The following is a 25,256-nucleotide window of genomic DNA, read 5'->3' on the forward strand; positions in this document are numbered from 1 at the left end:
TCAGGGCTTGAGGCAGCGTGCCAGGAAGCCCTCGGCGATGCGGTAGCGGTGCAGTGCGTTGGCACCGGACAGGCCATGCTTGGCACCCGGGTAGGTCATCAGTTCGAACGGCTGGCCACGCTTCTGCAGCGCGCTCATCAGGCTGGTCGAATTGGTGAACAGCACGTTGTCGTCGGCCATGCCGTGGATCAGCAGCAGCGGCGAGGTCAACCCGTCGATGTGGGTGAGCACGCGGCCCTCGGTATAGCCGGCCGGGTTGGCGGCCGGCAGGTTCATGTAACGCTCGGTGTAGTGCGTGTCATACAGGCCCCAGTCGGTGACCGGCGCACCGGCCACGCCGCAGGCGTACTGGTCCGATGCCTTGGCCAGCAGCATCAGGGTCATGTAGCCACCGTTGGACCAGCCCTGCACGCCGATCCGGCTGCCGTCCACCCACGGTTGCGCCTTCAGCCACTCCACGCCCTTGAGCTGGTCGGCCACCTCCACCGTGCCCTGCACGCCGTACAGCGCACCGCCGAAATCACGGCCACGGCGCGGCGTGCCGCGGTTGTCCAGCGAGAACACCACGTAGCCGTGCTGGGCCAGGTACTGGTTGAACAGGTGGTCGCCACGGCCCGGCCAGCTGTCGGTCACGGTCTGCGAGGCGGGGCCGCCGTACACGTACACCGCCACCGGGTACCGCTTGGACGGGTCGAAGCCTTCCGGCTTGATCAGGCTGTAGTGCAGCGGGGTCTTGCCGTCGGCGGCGGTCAGCGTGCCGTACTCGACCGGGCGCTGCGCTTCCACGTACCGGGCGTAGGGGTGCTTGGGGTCGGCCAGGTCATTGTCCAGCAGCGTGGCGATCTTTTCGCCATTGGCGCGGTACAGCTCGATCTGCGGCGGCGTGGTGCTGTTGGACCAGCTGTCCACGTACACGCTGGCATTGTTGGCGAACGCGGCGCTGTGCATGCCCGGCGCGTGCGAGAGCTTGACCGGCGTGCCGCCGGCCAGCGGCACGGCGTAGATCTCGCTGCGCAGCGACGATTCGACGCCGGCGCGGAAGTAGGCCTTGCCGGCGTCCTCGTCCACGGCCAGCAGTTCGTCCACCGGCCAGTTGCCCGAGGTCAGCGCGGTCAGCTGCTTGCCGTCGGCGCTGGCCAGGTACAGGTGCTGGAAGCCGCTGCGCTCGGACGACCACAGGAAGCGACCATCCTTGAGGAAGCGCAGGCTGTTGGTCAGCGGCACCCAGGTCCTGCTGGTCTCGGTGGCCAGCGTGCGCTGCCTGCCATCGGCCAGGTTGGCCTCGATCAGTTCCAGCGTCTTCTGGTCACGGCTCTGGCGCTGGAAGGTGAGGTGCTGCGGATCGCGCCAGTTGACGCGCGCCAGGTAGATGTCCTGCTCCTTGCCCAGGTCGACCCAGGCCGCTGCCGCGCCATCACGCGGCGCGACCACACCCAGCTTCACCAGTACGTTTTTGTCGCCGGCGGCCGGGTAACGCTGCTCGATCATCTCCACGCGGTCGGCGTACATCTCGTACCGCTTCTGCACCGGCACCGGCGATTCGTCGATGCGGGCGAAGGCGATGGCCGAATCATCCGGTGCCCACCAGTAGCCGGTGTGGCGGTCCATTTCCTCGTCGGCGACGAACTCGGCCACGCCGTTGCCGATGGTCGCGCTGCCATCGCGCGTCAGCTGCATCTGCTTGCCGCTGGCCAGGTCGATCACCCACAGGTTGCGCTCGCGCACGAAGCTGACGAAGCCACCCTTGGGCGAGAGCTTGGCGTCGGTGGTGAAGCCTTCGCCATGGGTGAGCTGGCGCACCGCCTCGCGGCCCTGCTTGCCCAGGTCGTACAGGTACAGCTCGCCGCCCAGCGGGAACAGCAGGCTCTTCGCGTCCGGCGACCACTGGTAGTCGACGATGCCGCTCAGCGCGGCGATGCGCTGGCGCTCGCGGCGCGCCTTCTCGGCATCACTGAGGGTTTCCTCGCCGGGCAGCACCACCTTCGAATCCACCAGCAACCGGGTCTGGCCGCTGGCGATGTCGTATTCCCACAGGTCCAGCTGGTTGCGGTCGCTGTCCTTGCCGCGCAGGAAGGTCACCCGCGAACCATCGGGGGCCACCTTGGGCTTCATCAGCGTCGGGCCGGTCAGCGGCGCATTGCCGGTGATGGCCTCCAGGGTGAGTTTTTCGGCTTGGGCGACTGCAGGCATGGCACACATCATGGCAAGGGCAAGGAACAAGGGACGCATGGGATTCCTGTCGAAGGCATCACGGATCGCGCCATCCTAACGGAGCTGCCCCTACAGTGCCGGGGCCAAAAGTCCTGCATTCACATGGAGCTTCCCACGGTCATGGCCGACGCAACCCCGCAACAACAATGGCACGACGCCGTACATTCCTACGCCCACCATCTCAACGCCTATATCGCCAAGGGCGACGCCTGCGGCTGGGAGGGCATGGGCGAACCCGATGACCCGCCGGCGCTGTCGGCACTGCTGCCGGAACTGCGCCAGCAGCTGCGTGCCGCCAATGCCGAAGGCAGCGAGGCGGCCATTGCCCGCCTGCGCAGCCAGTGGCCACCCCTGCACGAGGCCACCAGCCCCTTGCTGGAAGACAACGGCCAAGGCTTCGGCGCGCTGGCCTGGCGTGCCGACGGCAGCCTGCTGATCCGCACCGGCACCTGGTATGAACCCGGCCAGGTGCTGCGCCTGCAGGGCCTGGAAGTCACCCCGGAGCCGGACCTGCAGATGTTCGGCAGCAGCCCGGATGGCCGGGTGCTGGCCCTGCTCCGCGAGGGCCGGATCGCACTGGTCCGCGGCGCCGACGACACCCCGGTCGCGGTGCTGCCGCTGCCCACCGGCCAGGAAGGGCTGCCGTCCGTCCTGGCCGCGCTGGCCGAAGACGACGCCACCGTGCAGCAGCTGGTGCCGTTCAACGATGCCCAGCGCGTGGTGGTGGTGCAGGCCGGCGGCGTGTTCCTGTGCAGTGCCACCGGCATCCAGCGCCTGCTGCCTGCCGCCCGTGAACTGGAAGAGGCCGCCGGCGAAGACGACCCCTACGGCGTGCGCCTGGACATGGTGCATGCGGCGGTGTCGCCCGACGGCAACTGGATCGCCTGCGGCCACCAGGACGGCCGCCATCGCATCTTCGACGGTCACGGCACGCCGGTCAGCGAGGTCGGCCCGCATGGCGAGTACCCGCACCATGCGGCGTTCTTCGCCGATGGCCGGCACGTCGCGCTCAATGCCTGCCACTTCTACAACGGCGCCACCATCGGCGTGGAGGTCGCGGCGCTGGCCCAGATCGACACGGACTTCTATGAAGACCACCCGGCGGTGCGGGTGATCGAACCCGGTGCCCGCGTCTATGCCAGCGCACCGCTGCCGGAAGGGCTGGTGCTCGGCGACGCCTATGGCTACCTGCGTGCGGTGGACAGCGCGGGAACCGTGCTGTGGAAGCAGCACGTCGGCAGCACCATCAGCGCCATGGCCACCTCACCGGACGGCCGCACGCTGGCGGTGGGCAGCCATTCGGGCACGCTGCACCTGCTCGACCTGGCCTCGACCGACGCCCACCCCGAGCAGGTCGGCACCCAGCCGCGCCGCGAACTGCGCCGCTGGCTGTTCTGGAAGCAGGAAGCACGGCCGCTGGCCTGGTGAGCATGGCCCCGCGGCGGCGGGGCCATGCCACGGGCAACGCTGGCCGGGCTCAGCGTTGCCCGAACAGGTGCCGCTTCTCTTCCTCGCTCAGTGGCTGCCCGGCCTGCGGGTTCACGGTCGGCCCGATCGCATAGGCGCGCTGGGTGGCCGGGCGCGCGGCGATGGCCTGGTGCCAGCGGCGCAGGTGCGGGAAAGCGTCGAAATCCACCGGCAGCTTGGCGTAGGCACCGATCCACGGGTAGCTGGCCATGTCAGCGATGCCGTAGTCGTCGCCGGCCAGGTAGGCCGACTGCTCCAACCGCTTGTCCATCACCCGGTGCAGGCGGCGCACCTCGCTGTCATAGCGCTCGATGGCGTAGGGAATGCGCTCGGGCGCATACACGTTGAAGTGCCCCATCTGCCCGCTCATCGGGCCCAGCCCGCCCATCTGCCAGAACAGCCATTCCAGCGTCGCGGCTCGGCCGCGCAGGTCGGTGGGCAGGAAACGGCCGGTCTTCTCGGCCAGGTACAGCAGGATCGCGCCGGACTCGAACACGCTCAGCGGTGCCCCGCCGTCGGCCGGGGCATGGTCGACGATGGCCGGCATCTTGTTGTTCGGCGAGATGGCCAGGAACTCGGCCTGGAACTGGTCGCCCTTGCCGATGTTGACCGGGTGGATGCGGTATTCCAGGCCCGCCTCCTCCAGGAACAGGGTGATCTTGTGGCCATTGGGGGTGGGCCAGTAGTGCAGGTCGATCATGAACACGCCTCCATCGGGACTGACACCGAGTGTACCGAGGCACACCGCTTGGCAGCGTGTGGGGGCGCCCGTTAACCTGCGCGCTTTCCGCAACGCAGCATCCCTTTCATGTCCGACCGCAAATCGTTGAGCCCGCTCTCGTCCCTGATCTTCGCCTCGCGTTGGCTGCAGTTGCCGCTGTATCTGGGCCTGATCGTCGCGCAGTGCGTCTACGTGTTCCTGTTCGGCAAGGAGCTGTGGCACCTGATCACCCACGCGCAGACCTGGAGCGAGCAGCAGATCATGCTGATCGTGCTGGGCCTGATCGACGTGGTGATGATCTCCAACCTGCTGGTGATGGTGATCGTCGGCGGCTATGAAACCTTCGTCTCGCGGCTGCGCCTGGACGGCCACCCGGACCAGCCGGAGTGGCTGAGCCACGTCAACGCCTCGGTGCTGAAGGTCAAGCTGGCCATGGCGATCATCGGCATCTCCTCCATCCACCTGCTCAAGACCTTCATCGAGTCCAGCCAGATCGGTGCGCCGCTGTGCACCAAGGCGCTGACCGAGGCCGGCGAGCTGTGCTCCAAGTTCACCGCCGACGGCGTGATGTGGCAGACCATCATCCACTGCGTGTTCATCCTGTCGGCGATCGGCATTGCCTGGACCGACAAGCTGATGAGCAACGGCCACGCCAAGCCGGCCGCGCACTGAGTACCCCGATGGGCGCCACAATGTGACGCCCATCACTTTTTCACCCTGTCACAATTTTCTGGCACCGCAGCCCGGTTCGGCGATGCTAGATTCGCGCTTCACTGTCGGCCGCCGCGGCTTTGGGAAACGCCGCGCCTTCTCGCCCATCAGGCACGGCCGTCCACGTTCGTCGATTCAAGGGGATGTTTGATGTCGTACGTCACGAAGCAAGGCAGGCTGCGCCTGTTGGCACCCGTCGTTCTGCTGGCCTCGCTGGCCGCCTGTTCCGGACCGGATGAAACCGCGCCTGCCGCCGCCAATACCGCCGCGGCTCCGGCCGCCGCCGCGCAGGCGGCCGCGGCCGACAAGGCCGCCTCGGAGAAGGTGCAGGGCATGGACACCGGCGCGTTGCGCGATGCCGCCAGTGCCGCGCTGCGCGAGAACCGCATGTACGCCCCGGCCGGTGACAACGCGATGGAGTACTACCTGGCCCTGCGCGACAAGCTGCCCGACGATGCCTCGATCAAGAGCGCACTGACCGACCTGCAGCCCTACACCCTGATCGCCGCCGAGCAGGCGCTGGGCCGCGAGGACTTCACCGAAGCCCAGCGCCTGATCGCGCTGGTGGAAAAGGTCGACCCCAGCGCCCCGGCGTTGCCTCGCCTGAAGCAGGGCGTGACCAGCGGCGTCCAGGTCGCCGAGCGCCGCACCACCGACGAAGCCGACAAGGCCAAGCGTGACGCCGAGAACCGCGCCAAGCAGCAGGTCGAGCAGCAGCGCCTGGCCCAGCAGCAGGCCGCCGAAGCCTCGGCCGCCCAGCAGCTGGCCGCCCGCCAGGAAGCCGCGCGCAAGGACAGCGAGCGACTGGAGGCCGAGCGCCAGGCCGCCGCCCGCCGCGAGGCCGAGCAGCGCAGCGCCGCCCAGGCAGCCGCCGCCGCTGCCGCCGCGCCGAAGCCGGCCGCGGCCCCCGCCGCCCCGACCCTGCGCGCGGTCAGCACCCCGGCCCCGCGCTACCCGGCCGATGCGCTGCGTTCGGGCACCTCCGGCGAAGTGCTGGTGGAACTGACCATCGGCACCGACGGCTCGGTCACCGACGCCCGCATCCTGCGTGCCACCCCGGCGCGCGTGTTCGACCGCGAAGCACTGGCCGCGGTCAGGCGCTGGAAGTTCGAACCGATGGGCAGCCCGGTCACCACCCGCCGCACCCTGGCCTTCGCACCGAACAAGTAAGCCCGCAGGTGCGTGATGGTGACGAAGGCCCGGAGCGATCCGGGCCTTCTGCGTTTTTCCCCGTGCAGTGATCGTGCCGGCTAGACGCGGATGCAGTGCCGGCAGGGCTGCAGCCGCACCGGTGGTCCGGAAGCGACGGGGCCTGCCCTGCCGGCATCGCGCCACACCACGTCCCGCGCAATGCCGTGCCGACCGCTGCCCACCAAACAGAAGGCCCGGCATTCGCCGGGCCTTCTGCATCGCACTGCGGGTCGATCAACCCGAGATCGCCAGGCGCTCCTGGCGGTAACGCCACACCGCGATCCCCCACAACACCAGCGCCAGGCCCAGCGAGGCCAGCAGGTACACCCCCCACTGCGTGGCCGACGGCATCTCGCCACGGGTCACCTTCACCAGCATCTGGTTCTGCGACAGGAACGGCACCGCGTACTGCCACAGCTGGGTGTCCTTCAGCGGATAGGCCATCAGCGCGTAGCCCGGCAGCATCGGCAGCATCATCAGCCAGGCGATGTGGCTCTGTGCTTCCTTCATGCTCTTGGCGCTGGCCGCCAGGCAGGTCAGCAGCGCGGTGCCGATCACCACCAGCGGCAGCAGGATGGTCAGCAGCTTGCCCATCGCGGCGAAGCTCACGTCCAGCGACGTGGCCGCGCCGGTGCCCATGCTGGCACTGAGCTTGAAGGAGAGCAGGATCAGCAGCATCGACGCCAGCCCGACCGTGACCGCTGCCAGCATCTTGCCGCTGACCAGCGCGCCACGCGCCGCCGGCGTCGCCAGCAGGGGCTCCAGCGACTGCCGCTCGCGTTCGCCGGCGGTGGTGTCCATCGCCAGGTGCGAGCCACCGATGAAGGCCGACAGCATCAGCACCAGCGGCAACACGATCGACAGGAAGATGCCACGCTTGGCCTCGGCCGTGGCCAGGTCACGCGTGCCGACGTTGACCGGCGCGGCCACCTTCGGATCCACGCCGCGCGCCAACAGCCGCAACGCACCCACCGACTGGCTGTACTCGCCCAGCGTGGCCTTCAGCCGCATCACCTGCACGTCGCTGGTACGGCGCGTGGTGTCGGCTAGCACGTCGACCTTGGCCGGCTTGCCGGCATGCCAGTCCTCGGCGAAGTCCGGATCGATGATCAGCGCCACATCGTCCTTCTGCGCGCGGATGCGGGCCTCGATGTCCTTCGGCGCCTCGGTGGCGTTGATGCCGCGGCTGGCCAGGAAGGCCACCAGGTTCGGCGCCTGCGCCATGCCGACCACCGGCAGGGCCAGGTCCTTGTCCAGCTGGTTCTCGGTGCGCAGGCTAGTCAGCTTGCTCATGCCCAGGAACATCAGCGGGTACAGCAGCGGTGCGGTCAGCAGGGTGAGCAGGAAGGTGCGGCGGTCACGGGCGAAGTCGCGCAGCTCCTTGCGCATCACCGTGATCATGCAGCCCAGGAATCCGGTCCGGTTCATGCGTGCAGGCCCTCCTCGCTGCCGATCAGCTTGACGAAGGCATCCTCCAGGTTGGACTCGTGCGCATGCTCGCGCAGCTCGTCCGGGGTGCCCTGCGCCACCACCCGGCCATGGGCGATGACGACGATGCGGTCACACAACGCCGCCACCTCCTGCATGATGTGGCTGGAGAAGATCACGCAGCGCCCCTCTTCGCGCAGCTCCTTGAGAAAACCGCGCAGGCCGCGGGTGGTCATCACGTCCAGGCCGTTGGTCGGCTCGTCGAGGATCACGTTGCGCGGGTCGTGGATCAGCGCGCGGGCAATGGCGGTCTTGGTTCGCTGGCCCTGGCTGAAGCCCTCGGTGGCGCGGTCCAGGAAGTCCTCCATCTGCAGCGCGGCGGCCAGCCGCGCGGTGCGCGCGGCGATGTCGGTGGCGGTCATACCATGCAGCTCGCCGAAATAGTCGATGTTCTCGCGTGCGGTCAGGCGCTTGTACACGCCGCGCGCATCGGGCAGCACGCCCAGGTTGCGGCGCACGGTGTTCGGGTCGACGGCCGGGTCGATGCCATCGACCAGCACGCGGCCGCTCTCCGGCGTCATCAGGGTGTAGAGCATGCGCAGCGTGGTGGTCTTGCCGGCACCGTTGGGGCCGAGCAGGCCGGTGATCTCACCATCGCGCGCGGTGAAGCCCACCTCGTCCACGGCGATCACCGGGCTCTTGTCCTTGCCCCTGCCGGGGAAGGTCTTGCGGAGTCGTTCTGCAACGATCATGTAAGCGGATTCCTCAGTGATGCGTCGAGATCACGGTTCCCAGCCATTGAAGCTGGTGAACGGTGGCACGTAGTTGATCTTGTCCAGGCAGCTCGCATCCAGCGCGCGCGCATCGGCCTTGTCCATGAACTCGGTGAACAGCTTGGGCATGCAGCCGGCACCGATCACGTTGTGGCCCTGCCCGCGCAGCACGAACAGGCGGCCATTGGGCAGGTGCTTGACCACTTCCTCGCCATAGCGCGGCGGCGTGACCGGGTCGAACTCGCCTTCCAGCACCAGCGCCGGCACCTGCGTGGCCAGCGGTGCGTGGAAGTCCGCCGGGGCCTTGCCCTTGGGCCACACCGCGCACATCGCGGCCAGGCCTTCGGCCATGCGGTTGCCGAGCACGGTGTGCTCGTCGCCGGCGGTGGCGACCATGCTGTCGGCGTCCTCGCTGCAGACCACCGACAGCTGCATGCCCATGGCCATGCTCTGGCTCATGTCCGACTGCAGCATCTGTGCCAATGCCATCAGGTTCTCGTAACGGCCGGCGCTGGCTTCGTGGATCAGCTTGGGCAGCAGCGCGCCGGCGGCGGGCATGTAGGCGTACATGCGTACCAGCCCGGCGACCAGATCGGCGTTCAACTCACCCTGTTTCTGCTCACCGGTGGCCGCATCGCGGTAGGTGACGCTGACCGGTTGCGCGCGCAGGCGTGCCAGCAGCGCGTCCAGCTCGGCGCGCGGGTCGCCCAGCGCATCCTTGCACGAGGGCGTGAGAGTGCACTGGGCGAACTGCTTGGCCAGCGCATCGTCCAGGTTGCGCGCGAAGATGTTGCCCAGCGGCTGGCTGTTGGGCACCACCGAGTCGAGCACGATGCTGCGCGTCTGCTGCGGGTGGCGCATGGCGTACTGCTGGGCCACGCGGGTGCCGTAGCTGACGCCGATCAGGTTGATCTGCTCGGCGCCGATGGCCTTGCGCACGTCCTCCAGGTCGGCGACCGCGTCGGTGGTGGTGTAGTGGCGCAGGTCGGCCTTCTGCGAGAGCGTGCGCGCACAGGCGGCCGCATGCGCGCCCATGGCCGCGGCCGACACGTCGGCGCCTTCGCTGTCGGTGCAGGCCAGCAGGTTGGAGTCACCGGTGCCGCGCTGGTCGACCAGGATCACGTTGCGCTGCTCGCGCACCTTGGTGAAGGCCGGGTCCAGCATCGGGTAGCTGTCCACCGCCGACTGGCCGGGGCCGCCGGCCAGGAACAACACCGGGTCGGGCTTGAAGTTGCCTTCCTTCTCCGGTGCTAGCCAGGCGATGTTGAGGGCGATCCGGCGGCCCTGCGGGTTGGCCCGGTCCTCCGGGACCTGCAACGTGGCGCATTGCGCCTCCAGGCTGGCGCGGCCGAACGTCGAGTCCAGGCTGCACGGCTTGAACGCCAGTGACCCCAGCACCATGCCCTTGGCGGGAGCGGCATCGGGTGGGGAGGCACTGCATCCCAGCAGGCCGCCGGCGACGGCCATGCCCAGGACAGTGGTACGGATGGTGCGGGACATCATCGGAACAGCCCCTCTCGGTTGAAAGCGTGGATTTGGACCTGCTGCATCACCAGACGCAGCATGGCCGGCTATGTGACATCAGGGAAGAAGATCCCCTCGATCTTCTGCTCGAACACGCGGGCGATGCGGAACGCCAGGGGCAGGCTGGGGTCGTACTTGCCGGTCTCCAGCGCATTGACCGTCTGCCGCGACACCTCCAGGCGTTCGGCCAGTTCCCCCTGCGACCAGCCCCTGGCTTCGCGCAGTTCGCGCAGACGGTTCTCCATCCCCGCCTCAGTGGTAGCGCCGTGCGACCACGGCCTTGGCCAGGCCGTAGGACAGGCAGACCAGCGGGAACACCCAGATCATCGCCACGTTGGACGGCACGTCGATGACCTTGGCCGACTGCAGGAAGCCCCCGGTCAGGTAGACCAGCGACACGAACGCGGTGGCGGCGCTGACCGCTTCCAGTTCGATGCGCTGCTGCATTTCATCGACGTCGCGGATGTAGCGGACCATCGCGCGCAGCACCAGCACGATCGGCGGTACCGGCAGCAGTGCGATCAATGCGCGCAGCCCGGCGCCTTCGGCGCCACGCAGCAGGTACATCGACAGGCACAGCAGCACCACGTAGCCGAGCATGGCCACGACCACTTCACGGGTGTAGCGGCGGCGCAGGGTCGGGGTGGCGGCATCGCAGCCGGCCGGCATCAACCGGCGCAGCACGCCGGCGATCAACAGGCCCAGGCCGATCCCGGCCAGCACCCCGGCCGCGCGTGCGTTGACCAGCGCCGCCAGCACCTGCTGCAGCAGCACGCCGCCCAGCAGCAGGACCGCGCCACTGCCCAGCAGCCACCATGACAACGCATGGCGGCTCATGGCCGCTGCCCCACGCGCGGGTTGGCACGGGAACGCATGGAAGTGCGTGTCTGGCGCATGATCCTGCCCTGTAAAGGATGCTTGACACATCCTGCAGCGCGGGTCCGGCCTCTGTCAAGCGTCCTTTACAAGCCCGCCGGATGCGATGCGGGCCTCAGTGGGCCCGCTGTACCGCCATGCGCGCATCGCCGCCGACCAGGCCCGACTCCAGCCCGTAACGCAGCAGGTCCAGGTCGCGCTTGAGGCCGAGCTTGAGCATGGCCGCACCCTTCTGGCTGCTGATGGTCTTCTTGCTGCGGTTGAGCCGCTCGGCGATCTCGTTGACGGTCATGCCCGATACGTACAGCCGGATCACTTCCAGCTCGCGTCCGCTCAATGCATGGATCTGCGCGCGACTGGTGGTGATCGAATCGGCCACCTCGGCGATGGTCGGCGACAGGTAGCGGCCATCGGCGTAGGCCACGTGCACGGCCGGCATCAGGTGGCTCATCGAGTCGGACTTGCTGAGGATGCAGGTGATGCCCAGCTTCAGCAGCGAATGCACGATGCCCGGGTTGTCCAGCATGGTCAGCACCACGATGCGCAGTTCGGGGAAGCGCTGGCGGATCAGCCGGAACAGGAACATGCCATCACCGTGCCGGCCACCGGGCATCGCGTAGCCGGTGATCAACACATCGCATTCCACCCGGCCAAGCAGTTCCAGCAGTTCGCTGGAATTGCGCGCGGTACCCATGATCGATGCGCCACCGGACGCTTCGATCACGTGGTGGATGCCGGCGCGGACGGCGGAATGATCGTCCGCGATGACGACCCGGAGGCTGAGTGGTTTCATGATGGCCAGAGTGGTGAAGGTAGGCGGGCCGATGCACCGTGCAGGCACGCGCGGGCATCGTCGTGTGCCAGGTCCGACCCGTTGGTTTTTCCGGCACAATTTGTTAATTAAATGTATGTGCGGGCGCACAACGATGTAAGCGCCCAGGTCCGAAACCGGCCAGGCGGCCGATAGGACAGGTCTGAATTGATGCACGCAAGGCATCATCCGCCGTTCAAAGCGTGATCTTCATGCGTGCATCCTTGCAAAAGAAACTGCTTGTGCCGCGTCGTCGTGGCTCACGCCATGAACATGCGGGCCGCGCTCATTCCACGGCCGGGTCGACGCCGCCCGACGATGCCGGTGCGACCAGACCATTCTCCATCGCGTAACGGAACAGGTCCACGTCACGCTCCACGCCCAGCTTCTCCATCGCCTTGGCCTTCTGCGTGCTGATGGTCTTCTTGCTGCGATGCAGGCGCTCGGCGATCTCGTTGACGGTCAGCCCCGACGCGAACAACCGCACCACTTCCGCTTCGCGCTGGCTCAGCACGCCGTCCGGGTTGCGGCTGCGGCGGTTCCAGTCGACGCCGCTCACCACCCGTTCGATGCTCGGCGAGAAGTACCGGCCCTGCGTGCGCGCGGCATGGATGGCCGGCACCAGGTGGGTGATCGCATCGGACTTGCTGACGATGCATTGCACGCCCTGGGTCACCAGCGTGTGCAGCACCGCCGGGTTGTCCAGCATGGTCAGCACCACCAGCTTCACGTCCGGGAAGCGACGCCGCATCAGGCCGAACAGCGCCACGCCGTCGCCCACCTCGCCGCCAGGCATGGCGTAGTCGGAAACCACGACGTCGCACGGCACCTCGGCCAGCAGGGCCATCAGCGCCGTCGAATCACCGGCCGTCCCCACCAGTTCGATGGTCGATACCGAAGACAGTTCATGCCGCACGCCGGCGATCATCCCGGGATGATCGTCGGCCAGTACCACCCGGATCCTGAAACTGTCCACGCCACCCCCTCCAACGACCACCGCCCGCCGGCCGGTTCCGCCCTTGAAGGGTGCACCCATCGGCACACATGGGGACCATGTGCTGGGGCGATTCTATGTCAGTGGCCAGCCCGCCGCGCAAGCGCGTGCAAGCATCGACGGGCCTGCTGCGATGTGCCGGCGCAATCCGTGGCGCGGCTCATTCGCCGCTGACGAAGTTCCACACTGGCGCGGCGTCGGCCTCGCGCAGATCGGCCACCTGCGTGACGCACTGGCCCGGCACCACCTGGATGCCCTCGTCCTTGCCGCGCGCCGGCAGGTGATAGTCGATGCGGCACAGCGCGCGCGCATCATCGGCCCAGCGCACGGTCAACGTGCCAGTCTCGCGCAGGCCACGCACGAAGATGCGACCGCCCTGCCCGACCACGCCAACTTCGCGGTCATCCTCGTCGATGACATTGGCGCCGAACGGCAGCACCGAACCGTCCTGGCGGCGTACTTCCAGCACCGCCGAGCGCCCGGACTCGGTGGCGAAGCGCACCTTCGCCACGGCACCGGCGCGCGGGGTGACCTGCTGGCTGTTGAGCTTCAGTTCCACGTCCGTGGACAGGCCCTTCGGGTCGATGCTGATCGTGTTCGTGCGGTACGGGGTCAGGTACGGGATGACCGCGTAGCCGCGCCCGTCCACCTTGACGCCGGCGGCGTTGAGCAGGCGCGCGCCCTTCGCATCGGCCACCTCGACGATGCCGAAGGTTTCCGACAGCGGCTGGGACAGCGTCCAGCCATCGGCATGGATCACCACCGCGCCGCGCGCGCCCACCGATGCCTGCGAGTGGTGGCTGCCGACCGCCATGCTGGCCTGCAGGTCGGCCTTGCCAGCGCGGTACATCAGGTTGGCATTGAGGTCGGAGGTGCTGTCGATGTCGCCGCCGCGTGCATGTGCCAGCGACAGGCCGTAGGACAGCTGGTTCTCCTCGCCCACGGTGCCGGACAGGGTGCTCTGCGCACGCGAGCGACCGCCATCGTTGTAGGACAGGTTGTTGCTCAGGGTCCGTGACCGGCCTGCGCTGCCCAGCGGCACCGTCAGGCTGGCGTAGTACTGGGTATCGGCGCGGCCATCGGCACTGTGCTGGCGATTGGCCGAGATGCCGTAGTTCATCCGCCCCAGCGAACCGCTGTAGCCGAAGGAGTAGTTCACGTCGGAGCCGGGCCGGTTCCAGTAGTCGGACAGCGACGCGGTTGCATGCAGGCGGCCATGGCGCTCGCCCAGGCGCTGTCCCATGCTCAGCGAGGCGCGGTTGCGCTGGCGCTGCGGCGCCCAGACATCGCTGTGGCGCTCGGCCTCACGTGCCTGCATCGCTTCGCCCAGGCCATAGAAGCCGCCGGTCGAGTAGCGGTACGCCGCGATCGCGACGTGGGTACCGGTGGCGGCGATGTCGCGTGCATAGCTCAGCCGGTAGCTGGCCCCACGCACCGCGTTGCCATCGGCCAGGACGGTGGAGGACTGGGTGACGTCGGCGCCTACCGCGCCGAGGCGGGTGTTCAGGGCCACGCCCACCATGCCGGCGGCATAGTCCGGCGCGGCGGTGACGCCGGCATAGCCGGTCACGCGGTTGGACAGGCCACGCTGCCAGGTGCCCTGCGCGAACAGCGGCTCATCGCGGCCCTGGTGCTGGCGCAGCGTGCCCAGCGTGGCACTGAAACGGCTCACGCCCGGGCGCAGCGACAGCGGCACCGCGGCGAACGGCACCGAAAACACGCGCTGGCTGCCGTCGGCTTCCTGGATGGTGACCTCCAGGTCACCGCCATAACCGGTGGCGTAGAGATCATCGATCTCGAACGCACCCGGCGCCACCGTGGTCTCGTGGATCAGCGAGCCGCCCTGGCGGATCGTGATCCTGGCATTGCTGTTGGCCACGCCACGCACGGTCGGCGCGTAACCGCGACGTGATTCGGGCAGCATGCGGTCGTCGGTTTCCAGGCGCACGCCACGGAAGCCGACCGAATCGAACAGGTCACCGCTGGTGAAGGCCTCGCCGAGAGTCAGTTCGGCCGACAAGGCCGCCACCTCGCGCTTGGCATAGGTGGCCATGGCCTGGTAGTCGCGCTGGCCCCGGGTGTCGAAGCTGTAGGAGCCGTCATGACGCAGGCGCCAGCCCCCCACGTTCAGGCCGGCATTCAGGCCAAGGTAGCCGCGGGTGACGGCGGCGTTGCCGCGCATCTTCTGCTGGTAGACATTGAAGCTGTAACCCAGCGAGGCGGCGTTGATGCCGGCATCCCAGTTGGAGGGATCCACGTAGCCACGTGCACGGCGCAACATGGCAACCTGCGGGATGCTCACCTCCAGGCGCTGTGCGGCGAAGTCGAAGTGCACGCGCGCATCGGCGATGACGTCCTCGATGCGCTCGCAGGCGGCCGCCACGGCCAGGCGGTCGCGGATGGCCGGGTCCAGCAGCGACATGTCCGCGCCGAACCGGGCCAGCAGCGATTCATCGATGCAGGCCACCGCGTCGGCGCCCGCCTCGAGGCTGCGGAACGTGACGTCCGCACGTGCGACGTAATCGCCGTTGACCTGCAGGTCGGCGCGATAGACACCGGGCAGCACCACGCTGCCCCGCTCGAAGCGGGAGATGTCCACGTTGCGGCCGCCACCGGCGACCAGGAACTCGGTATCGAACTGGACCACGGCCGCGGCCGACATCGCCGTTTCCTGCCCCATCGCTTCCAGGCACTGCGTCGCGAGGATGGCAACGATCAGCGCCGGCAGGTGGCGGCGCACCGGGGTTGCGACGGGGCGGTAGCGGGCGGCGGCAGGCAGGTTCACGGCAATCTTCCAGGTACGCACCAGGCGTCCCCATGCCGGGGCACCTGCTGATCGATTCGGGATCCGCCCAGCGGCCGTTCCGTGCCGGAAGCCGCTGGTGCGGGAAGGTGGGTGTCAGCGCGGTGCCGCCACTGGCGGCACCTGGCTCAACGCGTGGGCGCGCTGACCGGCTGCGCGCCTTGGGACGTGCCACCCCAGTCATTGATCGCGCTGTACTGCACTTCGGTGCGGGTAAGGACGGCGGCGTCCGAAGCGGCCAGCGGGAACAGCTTGCTGCTGCCCGGCGCGACGTGGCCTCCGCCGGCATCCAGGGTGCCGTTGCCGGTGCCCAGGCTGATGCTGCCGTAGTTGACGTAGTACGGCGTCGGGTTGCTGGCCTTGAGCGCGTAACCGGTGCCGTCTTCCTGCCGGCGCAGCTCCCAGCGAACTGCGGCGGGGGCATCGGCGGCCTTGCCGGGCAGGCCGGCGGGGCGATACATCACTTTGATACGGGTGCGCACCGCCAGCTGCAGGCGGTTGGCATCGTCATTCACCTTCGGCGGCACTTCCAGCACATTGAGCCAGTACAGGCTTTCCCTGTCCTTGGGCAGGGCCGCCCCGGTGTGCAGCAGGCGCAATGCCTGGCCGTTGCCCGGATCCAGCCGGAACATCGCCGGGGTGAGGGTGAACGGCACGTTGATCGCTTCCGGCGATGCGGCGGCATCCCCCTCATCCAGCCAGGCCTGCACCAACGCCGGCAGCTGCCCCGCATTGTTCAGTTGAACCGTTGCTTCCTTGTCCTGGCCCGGAAAGATCACGCGGGTTCCTGCAATCACCACGCTTGCATCGGCCTGCGAGGCAAACATGGCCAGTGCGACACTGGTGGACATCATCAATGTACGGATACCGTTGTTCATGGTCGTTTCTCCTGGGGGCCGTGGGACCCGGTTGCCGCGCCGTCGTCCCGAAGGAGACGGCGCAGCGGAAATCCGTGCGTGGCGGCAGTGCCGCCACGCGGCTTTGGCTTACTCGTAGGACATGGTGTAACGGACGCGGGTCTTCACTTCACCGGCTTCGGCAACGCCGGTGGCTTCGTACTGCGCGTAGTAGTTCAGGGTGGCGTTGCCGGAGCTCAGGTCGACCGTCTGCGAGTTCTGCTTGTCTGCCGAGGCACCCACCAGGATCTTCTCGTGACGGTCATTGAGCAGGGCCACTTCCACCTGCTTGGCACCCAAGCCACCGTTCGCATCAACGAACAGGCGGCTGGTGGCCAGGTTCACGCTCTCGTCGGCTTCGAAGAAGGCCGAAACGGTGTTGGCCTGGCCCTGGCAATCGCTCACTTCGATCTTGAACGGAGTACGACCAGCGACCTGACCTTCGGCGGACAGCGCAGAGGTGGAAACGGTCGGCAGGGTGACGCTGAAGTCATTCTGGCCGGCGTTGATCTTGCAGGTGATGGCGGTCACGGCGCCGGTGAACTCGATGGTGCCGTCGGCGGCCTGGGCGGCCGGGGCGGCGAACAGGGCGATGGCGAGGGCCGAAGCAAGGGAGAACTTGTTCATTTCAGTAGTCCTGGATTGAGGGATTGGATTGCAACAAGGGCCTGACTTCCGTCCGGCGGGTCGTGCCGTGCACCGTCTTGTCAGGGCAGGGGAAGTCTAGGGAGCAGGCTGCGGCGAGATAATCAGCGACGTCCGAATCCATGCAGCCTTCAGATAGGACTTATCTGAAACAAATGAAATCGGTTCGTTGAAGGGGTGCGCGATGCAATCGTGACGGGAATTACGCTATCGCCCGGGAGGAATCCCGATGCGCCTGCAAGCGACTCATTTCCGCAAAAAAAGCCTTCCTCGCGAACCCGAAAATTCCTACGCCATCGTCTGCACTTGGCCTACCCGCTCCGGTCAGCGACGTTGCACGGATGTGATGGCGTCACGACGCCTTCTGCTGCGCGTGCACGATGCAGTGCGCTTCCGTCCGCAGGGCGCCCGCCATCGGCACACCGTTGCCGGAAACAAAAAGGGCCAGCGCAAGGCCGGCCCTTTCCAACGTGCACAGTTGACGTCAGGCGTTGTCGCTACGCAGCACGTAACGCATGTAGGCGGCACGCGACATCGGCCGCGCATGCAGGTAGCCCTGGGTGACATGGCAGCCCAGGTTGCGCACCATCGCCAGGTCTTCCTGGTCCTCGATGCCTTCGGCCACCACGGTGGCCACCAGCTGCCGGCCCATGGCGATGATGCTGGCCAGCACACTGCGCGCATGCACATGTTCGCGTGCCTGCATGATCATCCCGCGGTTGATCTTGATCTCGTTGAACGGCGCACGCATCAGCCGGTCCAGCGACGAATCGCCGGTGCCGAAGTCATCGATGGCGCACTGGAAACCACGCAACCGCAACTGCGCGACCACGCCGGACAGGGCCGCATTGCAGGCCGCGCCACCGTCCTCGGTGATCTCGATGATCAGCTGCGACGGATCCACCCCGGCCACCTGGGCAAGGTCGGCCACGCTCTGGGCCCATTGCACCGAACAGGCGACGCTGGCCGGGACGTTCACTGCCACCACCCGGCCGGCACCGTGCCCGTCCATGGCCATGACCTCGAAGGCACTGGAGAGCATGTACTGGGTCAGGCAATCCATCATCCCGGCCCGCTCGAAAGCCGGCAGGAAGGCATGCGGCCCCAGCACCCGACCGCTCGGGTGATGCCAGCGGGCCAGGACCTCGGCGCCGCGCAGCGCGCCGGTCAGCACGTCGTGCTGTGGCTGGAAGTACGGCTTGATCTGGTGCGACAACAGCGCCCGGCGCAGTTCCTCGGCGCTGAAGCCATGCATCGACGGCTCCTCCGGCCGGGCCGCCTGCGGTGCCTGCGCGGCGCGGATGGCCTGTTCCTCCAGCAGGTCCTGCACCAGCATCGCGTCCAGCGGCTTGCGCAGCGCGGCGACCACGTTGAGGCCACGCGCAGTGGCATGGCAGGACGCGGCATGCAGGATGCGGCACGGATGGTTGCTCATGATCACCACCGCGGCCTTGCTGCCACGGTCGGCCAGCAGGTCGATCAGCTGCATACCGGTGACGTCGGGCAGGTCCAGGTCCACGAACACCACGCCCCAGTCCTCGCCGCGCAGCGCGTCGATACCGACGGCGCCGGCATGCACACCCTTGACCCGGTCGGCACCGGCGCGTGCCAGCATCTTCATCACCGACGCCAGATGGAGCTCGTTGGCATCCACGACCAGCGCACTGGGGACCGGCAGGGCAACGGTGGCAGGAAGGACATTGCGGATCTGGGCGTTCATGAAGGCGTCTCCGGGCAGTGGGCGGGGTACCGTCTGTTGCGTCGGGGGACATTGTTCCAACCGCTCGTACCCGCCCATATCGGCCCAGTCTTATTCTTCTCCCCAGCAGGTAGGACATCCGCTCAGGCGTGCCCGGTTGACCCTATGATGGAGCGCCGTTCAGCCAAGGGGCACGGGATGACAACACCGCCGGAACGCGTGGGCCGGGGCCGCGATGCCCTGAGCCTGCTCAGCCGCCACCAGCGGCTGCTGCTGTTCGTGGGCGGGCTGGTGACCTCGCTGGTGCTGGCCACCGTCACCGCGGTGATGCTGTACGCGCAGGTCAACGACTACGTCGGCGAACGCCAGGCCGAGTTCGTCATGCGCCGCACCGCATTGCGTTCGCTGTTCGCCGTGCACGAAGGCGCCATGCGCATCAATGTCCGGCAGGAGGAGTACGCCTGGGCCAACCGGCAGGCCCCGGACCCCGCGCTGCTGGCCGCCTTCAGCGCCCACCACGGGCGGATGGTGCTGCAGCGCAACCGCAGCTTCCCGGCGGTGCTGGTGCGTGGCGACATCGACGCGGCGCACCCGCTGCAGGCGCATGCGCCTTACCTGCGCCTGGCCGACGAAGTGAGCTACCAGGCCGGCGCCTATTCGCATGCGCTGCTGGCCTCGGGCTACTTCTACAACCCCGACGGCAGCTTCATCGGGCTGGGCCCGCTGCAACCGGGCGACACCGCCACGCGTTTGAACACTGCCGGTGCCGCCGAGCTGATCGGCCAGGTGGCGCCAGACCTGGGCAACCTGCAGGACCCGCACGTGGTCGCGCGCCTGCTCGACCCTGCCCTGCCGTTGTGGCTGCCGCCGTCCACCGATCCGCTGAGCGGACAGCCCTCGGTGCGCCTGGTGCAGGGCGCGGCACAGGACGGGAAGCTGTTCGCGGTGTTCGTCGCCGCGTACCCTTCCGCGTCGTTCGCTTCGCGGCTGGCGACCGCACGCCCGCACGAGGCGCTGCTGATCGCCGACCACGACGGCCGCATGCTGATGGGCCCCAACCCGGGCACGTTGCCGCCAGCACTGCTGCGCACCGCGCTGGCGCAGCCGCCGGCGGACGAGGCGTTCAGCTACCAGGACGGCCAGTTCATCGCCAGCGACGTGCTCTCGGTCAGCGGCTGGAAGCTGGTCCATGTGTTCACCTGGCGCACCGTCCTGGCCGATCTGTGGCCACGGCTGGCGGCCTACGCCGGTGCGATGCTGCTGGTGATCGGCTTCGTCTGGACGGTGCTGCTGTTGATCGACCGCAAGGTCTTCAAGCCCGGCTACGCCCGCTCGCTGCGCATCATCGAGAGCGAGGACCTCAACCGCACGATGGTGACGACTGCTCCATTCGGCCTGTCGCTGCTGGCGCCGGACACCGGCCAGGTGCTGCTGCAGAACGCGGTGATGGATTCCTATGCCGGGCAGGCACGCGCCGGCGATGCCCCGCTGCACCAGCAACTGCTGCGGTGGTTCGGCCCGGTCGGTGCGACGTCACCTGCCCGCGAAGCCGAGTTCACCCTGGCCATGGCCGATGGGTCGCACCGCGACCTGCTGGTGGTGGCCGTGCCCACCCGCTACCAGGGACGGCAGGCGCTGCTGTGCAACTTCAAGGACATCACGCTGCGTAAGAAGGTCCAGCAGGAACTGGAACAGGCGCGCCGCGCCGCCGACGCGGCCAACCAGGCCAAGTCGGCGTTCCTGGCCACGATGAGCCACGAGATCCGCACACCGCTCAACGCCATCCTCGGCAACCTCGAGCTGCTGGAACGCTCGCCGTTGTCCGGCAGCCAGCTGCAGCAGGTACGCACCGTCACCTCGTCCTCGTCCGCGCTGCTGGGCATCATCAACGACATCCTGGATTTCTCGCGGGTGGAATCCGGGCAGATGCAGCTGGAATCCATCGCCTTCGACCTCAGGGCCCTTGCCGTCGAAACGGCGGCGTTCTTCACGCCCATGGCACAGGCCAAGGGCCTGGTGCTGGACACCAGCCTGGACAATGGACTGGCCCCGGCGTACCGCGGCGACCCCACCCGCATCCGCCAGGTCCTCTACAACCTGCTGGGCAACGCGCTCAAGTTCACCCATGAAGGCGATGTGCTGCTGGAGCTGTACCTGCAGGACGAGGACCGGCCGGATTCACCCTTGGTCATCGGTGTCAGCGATACCGGCATCGGCATGAGCACCGAGCAGCAGGCCGGGCTGTTCCAGCGCTTCTCGCAGGCGGACAGCTCCATCGCCCGCCGCTTCGGTGGCAGCGGCCTGGGCCTGGCCTTGTGCCGGGCGCTGGTCCAGCTGATGCAGGGCGGCATCCAGGTACACAGCGTCCTCGGCCAGGGCAGTACCTTCCTGGTCACGCTGCCGCTGGAACCGCTGCAGGCGGCTCCCACTCCGGGACCGACGCTGGCTGTTGAACCGCCGCATAGCCAGCGACGGGTGCTGGTGGTCGACGACCATCCCGCCAACCGCGAGCTGATGCGGATGCAGCTCGACGCACTCGGCCAGCAGGCCGACATCGTCGCCAGCGCGGTCGACGCCTTGGCCCTGCAGGAACGGCAGGCCTACGACGTGGTGTTCACCGACCTCAACATGCCCGGGATGGACGGCTGCATGCTCGCCCACGCCCTGCGCGCGCGTGGCTTCGTGCAGCCGATCATCGCCATTACCGCGCATGCCTCCGCACATGACCGGCAACGCTGCGCGGAGGCCGGCATCAGCGAGGTGCTGGTCAAGCCGATCCTGCTGGACAGCATCGGCCGCATCCTTGCGCAGGACCACCCAGCGGCACCGGCGTCCGCCGCAAATGCCGCGGCCTCCGACCTCGCCACGGGCCCGCTGCCCGCCGCCGTGCACGCGGCCCTGGACAGTGCGTTCGAGCAGTCACTGGCGACACTGGATCAGCTGCTGGATCACGCAGGCCAAGCCAATGCGACGAACGCGACCGTGCCCGGCGATGACCCCATCCACGCCATCGGCCAGCAGCTGCATTCGGTGCGCGGCGGCTTCGCGCTGGTCCATGAAACCGAGCTGGTGGCGCGCTGCGCCCGGATGGAAGCGTTGCTGCAGCAGCGTGACCTGGGCGCAGTGCGCGCCGAGCTGGTCTACCTGCGTGAGCAGGGCCGCCGGGCCTTGCAGCAGCGCAAGCCAGGGGCCTGAGCCGGCAGCTGGCGGTGCCGGGGGCATCACTCGTAGCTCAGCACGAAGGTGGCTTTGGCATTCGCGCTCCCCGGTGTGATTTCTGTCCGTGTCTGCACGTACCGGGCCATCAACGGGATCTCGAAGCGGCCGTTGTGGGTGCGTCCGGCAAACCAGCGTGCATCGGCGGCCGGCTCGCCGGCGTTGCCGCCATAGGACAGCAACTTGCCGCCGTGGAGCACCTGCAGCCCCACGCCCACTGCGGTCGAGCCAGGGGTGAGGGATAGCTGGGTGGAGCGGTTCGCCGGATCGTTCTGGTCCATCAGCACCCCGTACACCGCCGTGGAAATCTGCGGGCGGCCGCCGCCGCAGTCGACCGCGATGCTGAAGCCCTGCTCGCCCACCGTGGTGCCGATGCCGTTGAACTCTTTCAGCCGGGCCGAGCCCATCGGCACGGGCACCAGCGGCGTGGCGACCGTGCAGGTCGGCCGTCCCGCGTCTACATCCGTCCCGCCTTTGAAGCTGAAGACACGCCACTCATAGTTGCCGTTATCGGTCAGATAGGCCCCTCCTTTCAGGCCTGCCAGCGAACCCGACTGGCTGATGGAACCGGTCTTGACCAGCAACAGGCGCCCTGGCCAGCTGACCGTGTCCTTGTAGGGAAATGCAAATGGGGTTTCCAACGGAAAGGCATGGCCATTGGCGAAGAAGCGGACGCCTACTCCGGGGATGCCGCTCTCGTAGGTGTCGTTGCCTACGTAGGCACCGCTGGTCAGCATGTATTTGTTTGGAACCGGCCCGACGAGCGTCGGACATTGGATCTCCGTTGACCTCTGCAAGACCAGGGGCCCGTTGATGTCCGCCAGCACAGCGCCATCAGCCACATCCGGGTTGATGCTGATCTTCGAAGGAAGTGTCATCACGAAGGTACTCGCCTCCCCAGTGCTGGTCGTACAGACCTCAGCCATGGCAGTACCACCGGTACCCAGCAGTACGAACAGAACGGGCCGCCACGCGTTCGCGCATGCATTGCTTTTCATCGACATGGGTGTGCCTGGATCGAAATGGAATGAAAGGAGCCGGTCCGCTTCCGCGGCCTCATGGCAAGGACCCGTCACCCGCATCGGCGGTGGCCTACGCGGCGGCCAAGCCTTGCGAGGGCCGCCATTCTTTCAACCATGGCCATCGGAAACGATCAGCGATTTCCGAATTCGAACATCGCATTTCCAGGGCAAACCTCGTGACGGCGCCTAACTGCCATCCGTACTTTCTCTCTTCGCTTACATTCCTTCCTGACCAGCGGAACGTGGCCGTATCCGCTCGACGCTGTGTCGAAAATGATTCCCCTGCCCTGACTGCCTCGATGAAGGCCGTGCGGATGAGAACGTTGGCGCTGCCGACGGAGGGGACGTCAACCGCCATGCGCTTCATCGACGAAGCAAGGTCCGACGCTGGAGACAGCGCGTCCCGACCGAAGCCAAAGCGCCCCGGCATTCAAGCAGGAGGCAAGGCACGCCCGTAGCGGCGGCCACCGTAGCAGGCGAGCGCATCGAAGCCTCGGGCTGCCCTGCTCGGACAGCAGCAGTCACCGGTGAAGGACAGTATGTCCACTGAAACCGCCGTGTCCCGATGGACCACAACAGGGGCGCACGGGCCCGGACCTCATGCGCCCGGGATCGCGCGGCATCATCGCAACCGGCGCCCTGCCCTGCAAAGACCTACAGCGGTGCCCGGTCGATGGCCGACAGCGGCTCGTTGACGACGAAGATCATGCCCCGCACGTCAGGGATGCCGAACGTCGCCAGGCGTGCGGCGTGCATGTCGAGGTAGGCCTGCGCCTCTTCCCGGCTTTGGAACAGATAGACGCCACCGGCACGGCCGCTTGCCGCATCCTCGGTCCAGATCTTCCAGATCAGCCCCTTCTCCGTGGCGATCGATGCCGCCAGGTCCTGCATGGCGTGCGTCATCTCCACGCCCCAGGGGCCGGCATAGGCGAAGTCAACCTGGAGCAGATACTTCACGGGAATTCCTTTGGGTTTCGCTTCAAGGGAAGAGAGGAGATCGCCAAGCCTTCCGGCGATCGGTCCTCTCACACCGACATCCATGTCCGAGCCGACTATTCGTAGCTCAGGGTGAACGTGGCGCGCGCGTTGGCGGTACCCGCCGAGACGACTGACCCGGTCCGAACATAGCGGGCCGACAGCGGGATGCTGTACTCACCGACGCCGGTCGATCCTGCCAACCAGCGATTCTCGGCATCGGAATGCTTGGAGTCAGGGCCGAAACGGATCACGTTGCCCTTGAAGAGTACCTGTACCCCCAGCCCCCTCGCCGTCGAGTCGGCACTGAGTTTCAACGCATCATCTCGATTCTCCGGATCGCTCTGGTCAGTGAGCACGGCATGCACGGCGACCTTCGACCCAGCTGCGCCCCCAGTGCACTTCACGCCAATGGCGAGATCGCTCGCTGCCGATACCGAACCCATCTCGGTGAACTGGCTGCTGTACACCGGCGCCATCGACACGCTCACCAGCGGTGTGGTCACGTGGCAGGTAGGGATGCTGATTTCCAGCTTTGGACCGTAAATGGTGAAGCGCGTGAAGACATTGAGATAGTTGGTGCCCACGCCCGCTTCGGCAATTTCGGTGCGGGCATAGATGGTCGGCAGGGTCCCAGGCGCCGGTATGGCGCCGATCTTGACCAGCTGGAGAGTTGCCTTGCCGGGAAACGGCACGTACGTCCCGGGATTCAAGGTGCCCTCATAGGGAAACCACCGTCCGATGGGGTGCGCAAAGCGTATGCCGATCCCCGGGACGCCTGTGTCATAGACATTGTCACCCAGATGGGTCAGGCCGGTGATCAACGTGACGGTGGGCGACGCGGTACCGGAGCATTTGACCGTCGCCCTCCAATTCAAGTACATCGCGGGTTCCAACTCTGCCAGGACCGCTCCGTCCGGTGCATTCGGATTGATCTTCACGGTCGTCCCCGACGCCTGCGCGACGAACTGAGGCGATCCAACATTGTTCGTGCTGTCGTTGGACGACGTGCAGTAGAGCGTTGCCTTGGCCGTTGCCGGCATCACCATGGCGGCTATCACGAGCAGCCACGCGGACGGGAATTTGCAGGCTTTCATTGGACTACTCCATAGGTTCCAGTGATGAGGAAGCGGGCGTATCGCAATGAGAGCGCCCAGGTTTCATCGCACTGGCCCAAAGCCATGCGCGCTGCAGGAAGCCACCGCCGAACAACGGGTTCGCAGGAGATTTCGTTGCCGTGCAATTGTTTCAATCGCACGGCGATACTTCGATCAGCCCGGTCCCAATATGGGG

20 protein-coding genes are annotated in these 25,256 nt (G+C 67.3%); 4 read left to right on the plus strand and 16 right to left on the minus strand.

All coding sequences use genetic code 11. The features are described from left to right. Nucleotides 1-2,229 (minus strand): S9 family peptidase, encoded by a 2,229-nt coding sequence (locus AC06FE_RS06705; RefSeq protein WP_478072589.1) that lies wholly within the window; start codon nucleotides 2,227-2,229, stop codon nucleotides 1-3. Nucleotides 2,230-2,331: 102 nt separating this feature from the next. Between AC06FE_RS06705 and AC06FE_RS06710 the strand changes: the two genes are divergently transcribed. After that, entirely contained in the window at nucleotides 2,332-3,639 is a 1,308-nt protein-coding gene (locus AC06FE_RS06710) for a WD40 repeat domain-containing protein (RefSeq protein ID WP_192287024.1), read from the plus strand. Nucleotides 3,640-3,688: 49 nt separating this feature from the next. On the opposite strand, the gene AC06FE_RS06715 is transcribed toward AC06FE_RS06710, so the two are convergent. Continuing rightward, nucleotides 3,689-4,378: a glutathione binding-like protein gene (locus AC06FE_RS06715; protein ID WP_132863753.1), complete on the minus strand. Its 690-nt coding sequence runs from the start codon at nucleotides 4,376-4,378 to the stop codon at nucleotides 3,689-3,691. Nucleotides 4,379-4,486: 108 nt separating this feature from the next. Between AC06FE_RS06715 and AC06FE_RS06720 the strand changes: the two genes are divergently transcribed. Together AC06FE_RS06720 and AC06FE_RS06725 are read left to right on the plus strand one after the other, a co-directional pair. Further along, nucleotides 4,487-5,071 carry a TIGR00645 family protein gene (locus AC06FE_RS06720; RefSeq protein WP_478072590.1) on the plus strand — a complete coding sequence of 195 codons (585 nt, stop codon included), beginning with the start codon at nucleotides 4,487-4,489 and terminating at the stop codon, nucleotides 5,069-5,071. 189 nt (nucleotides 5,072-5,260) lie between these two features. Further along, nucleotides 5,261-6,280 carry an energy transducer TonB gene (locus AC06FE_RS06725; RefSeq protein ID WP_192287026.1) on the plus strand — a complete coding sequence of 340 codons (1,020 nt, stop codon included), beginning with the start codon at nucleotides 5,261-5,263 and terminating at the stop codon, nucleotides 6,278-6,280. A gap of 255 nt (nucleotides 6,281-6,535) precedes the next feature. On the opposite strand, the gene AC06FE_RS06730 is transcribed toward AC06FE_RS06725, so the two are convergent. The 11 genes from AC06FE_RS06730 to AC06FE_RS06780 form a co-directional block, all read right to left on the minus strand. Then, entirely contained in the window at nucleotides 6,536-7,729 is a 1,194-nt protein-coding gene (locus AC06FE_RS06730) for an ABC transporter permease (protein WP_478072591.1), read from the minus strand. Continuing rightward, a complete protein-coding gene (locus AC06FE_RS06735) occupies nucleotides 7,726-8,481 on the minus strand; it encodes an ABC transporter ATP-binding protein (protein WP_478072592.1) in 756 nt (251 codons plus the stop codon). The genes AC06FE_RS06730 and AC06FE_RS06735 overlap by 4 nt, the downstream gene beginning before the upstream one ends. 30 nt (nucleotides 8,482-8,511) lie before the next feature. Continuing rightward, nucleotides 8,512-10,002 (minus strand): alpha/beta hydrolase, encoded by a 1,491-nt coding sequence (locus tag AC06FE_RS06740; RefSeq protein WP_478072674.1) that lies wholly within the window; start codon nucleotides 10,000-10,002, stop codon nucleotides 8,512-8,514. Between the two features lie 71 nt (nucleotides 10,003-10,073). Next, on the minus strand, nucleotides 10,074-10,271 hold the full coding sequence (locus AC06FE_RS06745) for a helix-turn-helix transcriptional regulator (protein ID WP_132863762.1): 198 nt from the start codon (nucleotides 10,269-10,271) through the stop codon (nucleotides 10,074-10,076). A gap of 7 nt (nucleotides 10,272-10,278) precedes the next feature. Continuing rightward, the gene (locus tag AC06FE_RS06750) at nucleotides 10,279-10,863 is read right to left on the minus strand and encodes a hypothetical protein (protein WP_192287029.1); all 585 of its coding nucleotides are present in this window, start codon (nucleotides 10,861-10,863) and stop codon (nucleotides 10,279-10,281) included. Between the two features lie 154 nt (nucleotides 10,864-11,017). Next, on the minus strand, nucleotides 11,018-11,695 hold the full coding sequence (locus tag AC06FE_RS06755; RefSeq protein WP_192287030.1) for a response regulator: 678 nt from the start codon (nucleotides 11,693-11,695) through the stop codon (nucleotides 11,018-11,020). A 304-nt stretch (nucleotides 11,696-11,999) separates the two neighbouring features. Then, nucleotides 12,000-12,689, minus strand: a complete 690-nt coding sequence (locus AC06FE_RS06760) for a LuxR C-terminal-related transcriptional regulator (protein ID WP_207911791.1) — start codon at nucleotides 12,687-12,689, stop codon at nucleotides 12,000-12,002. A 178-nt stretch (nucleotides 12,690-12,867) separates the two neighbouring features. Beyond that, on the minus strand, nucleotides 12,868-15,492 hold the full coding sequence (locus AC06FE_RS06765; protein WP_478072593.1) for a fimbria/pilus outer membrane usher protein: 2,625 nt from the start codon (nucleotides 15,490-15,492) through the stop codon (nucleotides 12,868-12,870). A 146-nt stretch (nucleotides 15,493-15,638) separates the two neighbouring features. Then, nucleotides 15,639-16,388, minus strand: coding sequence for a fimbrial biogenesis chaperone (locus AC06FE_RS06770; protein ID WP_478072594.1), 750 nt, complete (start codon nucleotides 16,386-16,388; stop codon nucleotides 15,639-15,641). Nucleotides 16,389-16,496: 108 nt separating this feature from the next. Continuing rightward, a complete protein-coding gene (locus tag AC06FE_RS06775) occupies nucleotides 16,497-17,033 on the minus strand; it encodes a fimbrial protein (RefSeq protein ID WP_478072595.1) in 537 nt (178 codons plus the stop codon). A 502-nt stretch (nucleotides 17,034-17,535) separates the two neighbouring features. After that, nucleotides 17,536-18,771 carry an EAL domain-containing response regulator gene (locus AC06FE_RS06780; RefSeq protein WP_478072596.1) on the minus strand — a complete coding sequence of 412 codons (1,236 nt, stop codon included), beginning with the start codon at nucleotides 18,769-18,771 and terminating at the stop codon, nucleotides 17,536-17,538. A gap of 177 nt (nucleotides 18,772-18,948) precedes the next feature. Here AC06FE_RS06780 and AC06FE_RS06785 point away from each other — a divergent pair, with 177 nt between their 5' ends. Continuing rightward, on the plus strand, nucleotides 18,949-21,945 hold the full coding sequence (locus tag AC06FE_RS06785; RefSeq protein ID WP_478072597.1) for a hybrid sensor histidine kinase/response regulator: 2,997 nt from the start codon (nucleotides 18,949-18,951) through the stop codon (nucleotides 21,943-21,945). Between the two features lie 26 nt (nucleotides 21,946-21,971). Here AC06FE_RS06785 and AC06FE_RS06790 read toward each other — a convergent pair whose 3' ends face one another. From AC06FE_RS06790 to AC06FE_RS06800, 3 genes are all read right to left on the minus strand, one after another. After that, nucleotides 21,972-22,970 (minus strand): fimbrial protein, encoded by a 999-nt coding sequence (locus AC06FE_RS06790; protein ID WP_478072598.1) that lies wholly within the window; start codon nucleotides 22,968-22,970, stop codon nucleotides 21,972-21,974. 672 nt (nucleotides 22,971-23,642) lie between these two features. After that, nucleotides 23,643-23,945: a monooxygenase gene (locus tag AC06FE_RS06795; protein WP_478072599.1), complete on the minus strand. Its 303-nt coding sequence runs from the start codon at nucleotides 23,943-23,945 to the stop codon at nucleotides 23,643-23,645. A 95-nt stretch (nucleotides 23,946-24,040) separates the two neighbouring features. Next, complete coding sequence (locus tag AC06FE_RS06800) at nucleotides 24,041-25,060, minus strand: fimbrial protein (protein ID WP_478072600.1); 1,020 nt, start codon at nucleotides 25,058-25,060, stop codon at nucleotides 24,041-24,043. Between the last annotated feature and the right edge of the window lie 196 nt (nucleotides 25,061-25,256).

Source organism: Stenotrophomonas sp. Steno-C18 (assembly GCF_056393195.1).